The sequence below is a fragment of the Streptacidiphilus anmyonensis genome (assembly GCF_000787855.1).
GTDB lineage: Bacteria > Actinomycetota > Actinomycetes > Streptomycetales > Streptomycetaceae > Streptacidiphilus > Streptacidiphilus anmyonensis.
Window position 1 is genome coordinate 1 of the sequence record NZ_BBPQ01000129.1, and the last position, 8,967, is coordinate 8,967.

Sequence of the window (8,967 nt, forward strand, 5' to 3'; positions counted from 1 at the left end):
GGGCCGCGGCGGCGGGCTTGGGGGCACCCGGCTTGGGGGCGACGGGTGCGGCCGGGCGCGGCGCACCCGGCTTCGGGCCGGCACCGGCCGGCTTGGGGGCCGCGGCGGACTTCGCCGACGCGGACTTGGCGGTGTTGCCACCGCCGAACGCAAGCTCCAGCTTGCGGACAACAGGCGCCTCGATGGTCGACGACGCCGAACGGACGAACTCACCGAGCTCTTGGAGCTTGGCCATGACGACCTTGCTCTCAACGCCCAGATCCTTGGCGAGTTCGTATACCCGGACCTTAGCCACTTCGCTCCTTCTGGTCCGGGTTCTCCGCCGGACCGTCTCTACTGCTTCATGCCGTACTCATCGCGTACTCATCGAGTGCTCATCGCAATCTCGACCTACTTTCGACTTCGCGAGGTACCTGTTACCTGACACTTCTCACTGTGCGACCACTGCTGCAGCCGCGCACGCCTCGAGGAACCGCTCCAGTTCTGCGGTGTCCAGCGGCCCCTGCCGGCGGAACGCCCGCGGGAACGCCCGTCGGCGCACGGCCGACACGAGGCAGCCCGGCTCGGGATGCAGATACGCTCCCCTACCGGGCGACGTGCCGCGAGGATCGGGGACGCAGACGTCCTCGACCACCGTGACACGCAGCAGATCGTGTTTGGCCGCTCGCTTCCGACACCCAACGCAGGTGCGTTCCGGGCATGCTGCGATACGCGTCCGGCCAGACACGTCCAAGTCTACCCCTCTGATGGTCTTCGACCGACCCGGTTTATCCGCAGGCGATCAAGCGCACCGCAACCGGGCCGTTCGTTTGTGTGACTGCTCACTCCAACGCCGTCAGGCGTCGGAACCTTCCCCGCCGGTCTCCGAGCCCTCGGTGTCGGGCCGGATGTCGATCCGCCAGCCGGTGAGCCGGGCGGCGAGGCGGGCGTTCTGGCCCTCCTTGCCGATGGCCAGCGACAGCTGGTAGTCCGGCACGGTGACCCGGGCCGAACGGGTGTCGTAGTCGACGATCTCGACCTTCGTCACCCGAGCGGGCGACAGCGCGTTGGCGACCATCTCCGCCGGGTCGTCGGACCAGTCGACGATGTCGATCTTCTCGCCCATGAGCTCGCCCATCACCTGGCGCACCCGGTGGCCCATCGGGCCGATGCAGGCGCCCTTGGCGTTCAGGCCCGGCTTGTTCGTCCAGACCGCGATCTTGCTGCGGTGGCCGGCCTCACGCGCGATGGCGGCGATCTCGACGCTGCCGTCGGCGATCTCCGGGACCTCCAGCGCGAACAGCTTCCTCACCAGGTTCGGGTGGGTGCGCGAGAGCGTCACGGACGGACCGCGCACGCCCTTCTTCACCGAGACGACGTAGCACTTCAGGCGCAGCCCGTGCTTGTACTCCTCGGTCGGCACCTGCTCCTGCGTCGGCAGGATGGCCTCCATCTTGCCGATGTCGACCAGGATGTTCTTCGGGTCCTTGCCCTGCTGGACCACACCGGTGACGATGTCGCCCTCACGGCCGGCGTACTCGCCGAAGGTGGTCTCGTCCTCGGCGTCGCGCAGACGCTGCAGGATCACCTGCTTGGCGGTGCTCGCCGCGATGCGCCCGAAGCCGGTCGGGGTGTCGTCGAACTCGCGGGGGGTCGCCCCCTCGTCGACCTCGTCCGGGTCCTCGGTGGCCCAGACGGTGACATGGCCGTTCTCGCGGTTCAGCTCCACGCGGGCCTTGGTGCGCGAGCCCTCAGTGCGGTGGTACGCAATGAGGAGGGCCGACTCGATCGCCTGGACCAGCAGATCGAAGTTGATCTCACGCTCGCGGACGAGTCCGCGCAGGGCGCTCATGTCGATGTCCATGGCTACGCCTCCTCTTCTCTCTTAAGTTAGGGACTCACGCCTCGTCGGAGACGTCGTCCAGCTCGATGTCGTCCACAATCTCTTCTTCGGCAGCGGAGTCCTTGCGGTTGAACTCCAGCTGCACGCGGGCCTTGCCGATCTCGGTGAAGGCGAGACGACGCTCCGTGGCCTTGCCACGGCCCTTCACCGGCGGGATCTCCAGCAGCACGCCCTCGTCGTCCGACTCCAGCACCCGACCGGTGACGTCGCCACCCGCGGTGAGCTGGGCCTTCACCAGGCGGGTGGCCGCACGGCGCCAGTGGCGCGGCTGGGTCAGCAGGCGCTCGGCGCCCGGGGAGCCGACCTCCAGTCGGTACTCGGACTCGCCCATCAGGTCGGTGGCGTCCAGTGCCTCGCCGAACTCCCGGCTCAGCTCGGCCACGGTGTCCAGGTCCACGCCGCCGTCGGCGTCGACCACGACCTCCAGCACCCGGCTGCCCCCGATACGGGCGACCTTGACCTCCTCGAGGTCCGCACCCGCCTTGGCGGCGAGCGGCTCCAGCAGTTCGTGCAGCCGGTCGTTCAGGGTGGTGCTCATCCGAATACTCCTCGGCCGCGTCTGCTGTTGTCGGAAGGTCTCAAGTGCGCCCATAGCCTAACCGGTCGGCCCGCCCGCCGCCGATTCGGCACAAATCCCCTCGGCTCTCACACATGTGTGCTGTACGCGGTAACGTCCCTGCTCATGGCCGCTTCTCTTCGCCGCCGCAGCCTGCTCTCGGCCGGGCTGCTCGGCGCGCTCACCACGCTCACCGCGTGCGGCAGCAGCGCGTCCCCCTCGACGCACGCCGGACACGTCCGGCCGCGGCCGACCGCCGTCGACCCCGACACCGCCGCGCGCCGACAGATCGGCGCCGCGATGTGGACGCTACTCGCCGGGTACGACAACGCGGCCAAGCCGCGCGCCGATCTGCGCGGCGGGCTCGCGGCGCAGGCCGCCGCGCTCGGGGTCTCCGCCCCGACTCCGACCCCTTCCGCCGTCGCGGCGTCCCCCTCCGCCGTCACCGCGTCCGCGTCCGCCGTCACCGCCTCGACCTCGGCCTCGGCCTCGGCCACCGCTTCCGGCTCCCCGGCGGTCGGGGTCCGGACGAGTGAGGCGTCGCTGGCGAGCGGCGAGGCCGGGCTGGTCTCGCTGTGCTCGGCTGCCCTGCCGACCGTCTCCCCCGCGCTCGCCCGGCTGCTGGCCTCGATCGGTGCGGGCGCGGCCCAGCGTGCGACGCAACTGGGCGGACACCTGCCCACGCCCACCCCGCCCGGCCTGGACCGGCTCCGTCCGAGCGCGGCCGAGCTGGACGCCTGCCAGGCGTCGCTGGCCGCGGAGCAGGCCACCGTCTACGGCTACGGCGTCCTCGGCGCACTCCTCGGCGGCGGACCCCGAGCCCAGGCGACGTCCGACTACCAGCTGCACCGTGCCCGCCGGGACGCGCTCGACGCCGTGATCACCTCGGCGGGCGCCGCGCCGCACGCCGCCGCGGCCGCCTACGACCTGCCGTTCCAGGTCACCGACTCCTCCTCGGCCCGCCGCCTGGCAGCCCTCCTGGAGGACCGCCTCGCCGCGGTCTACGCGAACGCGGTGCAGGCCGGCGCGAACGCCTTCCGCGCGGACGCGGCGATCCAACTGCGCGCCGCCGCTCTCCGCGCCCTCTCCTGGGGTGCGGCGCCCACCCCGTTCCCGGGGCTCCCGGAGCGCTGAGCGGAACGCCCGCCCCCACCGCACCAGGCGGCCGCGTCCCCACCAGCGGCCGGAAGGCACCCCTCCCGAAGCGGCCCGCCGCCGAGCGAACGCCCTGGGCGGGCGGATGCCGCGCCCGCGCCCGCGTCCGCGGCCATCCCGGGCCGAGGACCGAGGGCCGAGGGCCGACGGCAAGCGGCTGCGTGCCGGGCTCCACGCCTCCGACCGGGCGCAGCTCCGGCCCCGCAAGATGGCCCCGCAAGATCCGTAGCCCTGGGCCTCTTGCCGGGCTCACAGCCGGATGGCCGACAATGGCAGCACCCGATCACGACGAAGGGCGAGCATGACGGCACCTGCCTTCAGCATTCCCGCACGGCTTCAGGACACCGTCCGCCGCTGGGCGCCCGACGCCGGGCAGGCGTGGCTCGACGCGCTGCCCGAGCTCGCCTCGGCCTACCTCGCCCGGTGGGAGCTGACGCTGGAGCGGGTCTGCGAGCCCGGCGGGCAGATCAGCCTGGTGCTGCTGGTGCGCCGGGCGGACGGCTCGCCCGCCGCGCTGAAGCTGGGCTACCCGGACCCGGAGGGCGAGCAGGAGCACACCGCGCTCGCGCACTGGGACGGACACGGGGCCGTGCGGGTGTACGCGTGCGCGCCCGAAGACCGGGCCATGCTGCTGGAGCGGGCCCAGGGCGAGGTCTCGCTGCGTTCCCTGCCGGAGAACAAGGCGATGCTGGAGGCGCTCGGCACGCTGCGCCGGCTCTGGGTCGCGCCGCCCGAGGCGCACCCGTTCACCACCGTCCCCGACTACGTCGGCGGCCTGCGCGAGGTGCTGACGCGACGTCGGACGCTGCCCGCCGCCGCGGAGCTCCGCCCGCTGGTCGACGAGGCGCTGGACGTCTCCGCGACGCTGCTTCAGGACTCCGTCTCCCGCGAGGAGGCACTGCTGCTGCACGGCGACTACCACCACGGCAACGTGCTGGCCGCCGACCGCTCGCCCTGGCTGGCGATCGACCCCAAGCCGCTCGTCGGCGAGCGCGCCTACGACCTGGCATGGCTGGCCCAGGACCGGCTGGAGACCCTCGCCGGCTCGCCGGGACCGGAGGCCGCCGCCCGTCGGCGGATCCAGCGGCTGGCGTCCGACGCCGCCGTCGATCCCGAGCGGCTGCGCGGCTGGACCCTGTTCCGCACGGTCGAGGCGGGCCTGTGGAGCCTCGACGTGGGCGACACCCGGCACGCCTCGCTGTTCCTCGAGTTCGCCGCCATGCTGTGACCCGACTCCCAGAACCCCGACCCGGAGTGATGTTCCTGTGGCAGAGCCGCCACGCCGCCGCCGTCTGACCGACGAGGAGATCGCGCGCGCCCCTCGCTTCAGCCCTTACCTGCTGTTGCCCTGGGTCCTGCTCGCGCTCGTCCCGCTCGTCTCGGACGTGCTGCACGGGCAGTACCCCCGGCCCACGCTGGCGATGCTGGTGCTGGGGGTCTTCGCGGTGCTGTACTGCGGCACCGTCCTCACCGCGCTGCGTCCGCGGCTGCACCACACGCGGCTGCCGATGGTCTTCGCGGCGCTGCTGGTCCCGGTCACGGCGCTGCTGGCGGGGGCACTGCCGCACGCGTTCCTGCTCTACCCGCTGCTCGCCGTGGCCCTGGCGCTGGTCGCCCCGGGACGCTGGTACCTGATGGTCCTGCTGGGCGTCCCCGCGCTCTCTGCCCTCACCCTGTGGATGCGCAGTCAGTACGACGTGATCGTCTACGGCCCGCTGGGCTGCTTCCTCGCCGCCGCACTGGTGCTGGCGCTGTTCCGGCTCTCGATGGTGACCGAGCAGCTCAAGGAGGCCCGACGGGCCCACGCGGAGCGGCATGCGGAGCACCGTCACGCGGAGCAGCCTCACGCGGAGCAGCGTCCGGACGACGGGAAGAGCGCGTAGGCAGCGGCAGCGGCGCGCCCATGACGGCGTAGGGCAGCACCGTGTTGGGGAACAGCACGCGCCGGGCCAGGTCGCGGTAGCCGAGCGACCGGTAGAGCGCGCGGGCGGGGGTCTCCCGGTCCACGGCGGACAGGATGCTCTGCGGCAGCGGGCTCGCCGCGCACAGCGTCGTGATCAGCCCGCGCCCGAGCCCGAGACGCTGGTAGCGCGGGTGCACGTGCAGTTCGGTGACGGAGAACGCGTCGTCCAGCCAGCCGTCGTTGCCGCCGACCGCGAGGTAGGGCTCGATGACGGTGGACCACCAGTGCGTGCGGTCGTTGGGCATCCCGTAGCCGAAGCCGACGAGCATCCCGCCCTTGAGCGCGCCCACGGCGTGGACACCGGGGAGTTCGGCGTGACGGCGGACGATCTGCAACCGCAGCGCGACCTCCTCCGGACCGAGGCCGAACGCCACCGCCTGCACGTCCAGCGCGGCGGCGGCGTACACGGCGAGATCGATGGGCTCGATCCGAACTTCGTCCATGGCTGGACGCTACCGCCTTCGACGGACGACCAACCATACGGCCCGGCAGGCACGAGGCCGGCCGGGCCGTGGACGGTGCGCGGGCCGCGCCGGCGGTCAGCGCCGGCGGGCGCCCGCCAGCAGACGGATGGCGCAGCCGAGCAGCAGCACCGCCAGGCCCATCCCCGCGAAGGGCCACAACCGGGGGCTCACCCCGGTGTCGGCGAGCCCGAGCTGCGTCGCGGACCGTGCGGCGGCAGCGGAGGCCGCGCCGGTCGAGCCGACCGCGACGTGGTCCGGGCTCACGACCACGTCGCCCACCAGGGCCACCGCCGGTGAGCGGGATGCACCGGCCGCGGCCTGGGCCGCCGCCTGCGTGGGCGCCCCCGTGGGCGGCAGCACCGACGCCGGACCGGTCGACGCGGAGCCGGACGGCGTCGGCGAGGGTGCCGGCGGTGTCGGGCCGGTGCCGGGTGCCGTCGCCGACGCTCCCGCCGCCGGGGCGGTGGCGGACGCCGACGCCGAGGGCGATGCGGACGCGCTCGCCGTGGCGCTCGCCCCACCCGGCGGGAACTGCTGCGGGCAGCCGAGGTTCTGCAGGGACGCGGTCAGACGCTGGGTCAGGAAGTCCAGCAGGTTCTGCCCCGCCGTCGGCGAGACCGAGGCGGCGAACAACGATCCGTCGGTCCTGAGCCGGGCCGCGCCCAAGGTGGCCAGGCGACGGCAGTAGGTCGGCCCGTCACCCGGGTCCGTCCCCCTGCCGCGTCCGACCGGGAGCTGGTCGACGCCGACGCGGTAGAGATCGGTCTTGCCCCGGCTCTTCGTCCCGCCCGACCCGAGCACCATGGGGTCGTTGCTCGGCACGAGGGCCACGGGCGCCGCCTGGTCCGCGGCGGCCTGGAGCTCGTCGAGGGCCAGGGCGGTCGCCTTGTGGCCGGGGTCGGCCAGGTCCGGCGCGGCCCACGGGGTGCAGCCGAGCGGCGGGTCGACGAACGCGGTGAGCAGCAGGTTGTCGCTGCCGTTGTCCAGCGCGACCGCGCCCCGGGGACTGAGCGCCCTCGTGTTGGCGGAGGTGTGCTGGGCCGTGCGGCCGTCGGGTTCGGCCAGGTAGGCGGTGGTGACGTTGTCGCTCTGGTCCTGGTCGACGATGCCGAAGTCGCGGGTGGTCGGGCAGGGCGCGCCGTCGCGGCCGACGCCCAGGCGCGGCACCCTGAGCCGCCCGGCCTGCCGCGCGCGGTTGGCGGCGGTGAAGAAGGCGGGCGCGTTGCAGTAGGCGAACTGACCGAAGATCGATCCGGGTGTGCCGTTGACGCAGTGTCCGGAGGCGGTGTTCCCACGCAGCGTCAGATTGTCGCCGTTGAAGCCGAACCAGAGCCCGACCACGGCGTGGGCGGGCAGCTTCGGCACGACCGGCGGGCGGGCCGGCCTCGTGCCGCGGTCGACCACCAGGGGGTTGTAGACGAAGAGCGCGCCGGTGGCCGGATCCACCACGGTGGCCTGGACGAAGGCCGACTGGGCCGGATCGGCCTCGTGGCACGGGCCCTTGGCCGCGTCGGTCGCGGTGAGCTGGTAGGGGGTGGCCAGGCCGGCGGCCGTGAGCGGGCCGGCGGGGACCCGGAGGGTGCAGTCGGGGTTCGGTGTCGCGGGGGGCTGGGTGGCGGAGGCCTGGGCGGCGGGGGCGCCCGGTCCGGCCGGTGCCGTCGCGGCGAGGGCGCTGCCCACCAGGGCGACGATGCCCAGGAGAGCGGTCAGCAGGCCGGCCAGCAGGGGGATTCGGCGGCGGGACTTGCGCCGGTGGTTTAACACACGCCGTCCTTCCTTCGAGGGCGCCTCGGGGGGGACGGCGACGGACGCGGACAGGTCACGCACGGTCGGCCGAGGCGAGGACGGCGCGAGTGTATGCACGGCGGACGCCCGTGCGAGAGAGGCCAACCCACAATCGTCACACAAGCACCACAGGTGCACACATGACGCTCACATCACGCGCGATTTTCAGAACAGTACGCTCATGAACGCACCGATTTCGGTGAACCCCACCCGGCGGTAGGCGGCGCGTGCGACGACGTTGTAGTCGTTCACGTAGAGGCTGGCGACGGGCGCGACGTCGCGCAGCGCGACGTCGACCACGGTGGCCATGCCGCTCTCGGAGTGGCCGCGGCCGCGGAACTCGGGGGCGACCCAGACGCCCTGGATCTGGCAGGCACGTTCCGTCGCCGCGCCGATCTCGGCCTTGAAGACCACGCGCTCGCCCTCGAAGCGGGCGAACGCCCGTCCGCTGGTGACGAGTTCGGCGACTCGGGCGCGGTAGAGCAGGCCGCCGTCACCGGCGAGCGGCGAGACGCCGACCTCCTCGGTGAACATCGCGACGCAGGCGGGCAGCAGCAGGTCCATCTCGTCGCGGCGGACCCGCCGCACCCGGGGGTCGGGCGCGACCTCGCGGGACGGCTCCCAGGTCGCCATCAGCGGCTGCCGGGCGCGGACCTCGCGGGCGGGCCCCCAATGCGGCTCCAGCAGGGACCACAGCTCGGCGGTCGCCTCGACAGGGCCGACGATGGAGGAGCAGCGGCGTCCCTGCTTGCGGGCACGGTCGGCGAAGGCCCGCACGGCGGCGGAGGACGCGCTCAGCGGCACCAGGTTGGCACCGGAGTAGCACAGCGACTCGAGCCTGCCGTGCTCGAAGAAGCCCCACATCTCGCCGCCGAGCCGCCACGCGTCGAGTCCGGCGACGGCGACGCGGGCCGCCACGAAGGCGTTCTCGATCGGGTCGCGGTCCAGCACCTCGAGTGCGGCCGGCAGGTCCGCGGGCGTCAGCACACGCGTGGTCGCCACAGAACTGCTCAACACGGGGGCACCCTACCTCCTCATGCGACCCTGGCGACCCCCTGAGCCAAGGCGCGACAGAACATCAGCCTGGGGTCGACGGTGGCCCGGGCAGCCGGGTCACGTCAACCCCAGGGGCTCGACGAATCAGGCGCCGTGGATCACTCGG

Annotated in this window: 9 protein-coding genes and 1 pseudogene; 3 read left to right on the forward strand and 7 right to left on the reverse strand. The window is 73.2% G+C overall.

Annotated elements, in window-relative coordinates; all coding sequences use genetic code 11:
• From TR50_RS41630 to rimP, 4 genes are all read right to left on the reverse strand, one after another.
• Positions 1–295, reverse strand: a 295-nt coding sequence (locus TR50_RS41630; RefSeq protein WP_042435698.1) for a translation initiation factor IF-2 N-terminal domain-containing protein, incomplete at its 3' end; no start/stop codon positions are given.
• Positions 296–430: 135 nt separating this feature from the next.
• Entirely contained in the window at positions 431–727 is a 297-nt protein-coding gene (locus tag TR50_RS45130; RefSeq protein ID WP_084701903.1) for a YlxR family protein, read from the reverse strand.
• A gap of 108 nt (positions 728–835) precedes the next feature.
• Positions 836–1,843, reverse strand: a complete 1,008-nt coding sequence (gene nusA / locus TR50_RS41635; RefSeq protein WP_042435701.1) for a transcription termination factor NusA — start codon at positions 1,841–1,843, stop codon at positions 836–838.
• A gap of 34 nt (positions 1,844–1,877) precedes the next feature.
• On the reverse strand, positions 1,878–2,420 hold the full coding sequence (gene rimP, locus TR50_RS41640) for a ribosome maturation factor RimP (RefSeq protein WP_042435711.1): 543 nt from the start codon (positions 2,418–2,420) through the stop codon (positions 1,878–1,880).
• Positions 2,421–2,564: 144 nt separating this feature from the next.
• On the opposite strand from rimP, the gene TR50_RS49595 reads away from it, so the two are divergent.
• The 3 genes from TR50_RS49595 to TR50_RS41655 all read left to right on the forward strand — a co-directional run bounded on the left by TR50_RS49595 (position 2,565) and on the right by TR50_RS41655 (position 5,476).
• On the forward strand, positions 2,565–3,572 hold the full coding sequence (locus tag TR50_RS49595) for a DUF4439 domain-containing protein (protein ID WP_236654818.1): 1,008 nt from the start codon (positions 2,565–2,567) through the stop codon (positions 3,570–3,572).
• Between the two features lie 322 nt (positions 3,573–3,894).
• Positions 3,895–4,821 carry an aminoglycoside phosphotransferase family protein gene (locus TR50_RS41650; protein WP_042435714.1) on the forward strand — a complete coding sequence of 309 codons (927 nt, stop codon included), beginning with the start codon at positions 3,895–3,897 and terminating at the stop codon, positions 4,819–4,821.
• Between the two features lie 37 nt (positions 4,822–4,858).
• Positions 4,859–5,476: a hypothetical protein gene (locus TR50_RS41655; RefSeq protein ID WP_042435717.1), complete on the forward strand. Its 618-nt coding sequence runs from the start codon at positions 4,859–4,861 to the stop codon at positions 5,474–5,476.
• Here the strand turns inward: TR50_RS41655 and TR50_RS41660 are convergent.
• The 3 genes and pseudogenes from TR50_RS41660 to TR50_RS41670 all read right to left on the reverse strand — a co-directional run.
• Positions 5,469–5,999 (reverse strand): annotated as a pseudogene (locus tag TR50_RS41660) (GNAT family N-acetyltransferase); the annotation flags it as partial. The gene TR50_RS41655 and the pseudogene TR50_RS41660 sit on opposite strands and share 8 nt — an antisense overlap.
• 96 nt (positions 6,000–6,095) lie before the next feature.
• Positions 6,096–7,784 carry a hypothetical protein gene (locus TR50_RS48020; RefSeq protein ID WP_063775264.1) on the reverse strand — a complete coding sequence of 563 codons (1,689 nt, stop codon included), beginning with the start codon at positions 7,782–7,784 and terminating at the stop codon, positions 6,096–6,098.
• 186 nt (positions 7,785–7,970) lie between these two features.
• Positions 7,971–8,819, reverse strand: coding sequence for a GNAT family N-acetyltransferase (locus tag TR50_RS41670; protein WP_439654287.1), 849 nt, complete (start codon positions 8,817–8,819; stop codon positions 7,971–7,973).
• Positions 8,820–8,967 lie beyond the last annotated feature (148 nt).

Excerpts from the sequence above, each read along its gene's own strand:
- nusA (WP_042435701.1), bottom strand. The coding sequence starts at position 1,843 with ATGGACATCGACATGAGCGCCCTGCGCGGACTCGTCCGCGAGCGTGAG.
- rimP (WP_042435711.1), bottom strand. The coding sequence starts at position 2,420 with ATGAGCACCACCCTGAACGACCGGCTGCACGAACTGCTGGAGCCGCTC.
- TR50_RS49595 (WP_236654818.1), top strand. The coding sequence starts at position 2,565 with ATGGCCGCTTCTCTTCGCCGCCGCAGCCTGCTCTCGGCCGGGCTGCTC.
- TR50_RS41650 (WP_042435714.1), top strand. The coding sequence starts at position 3,895 with ATGACGGCACCTGCCTTCAGCATTCCCGCACGGCTTCAGGACACCGTC.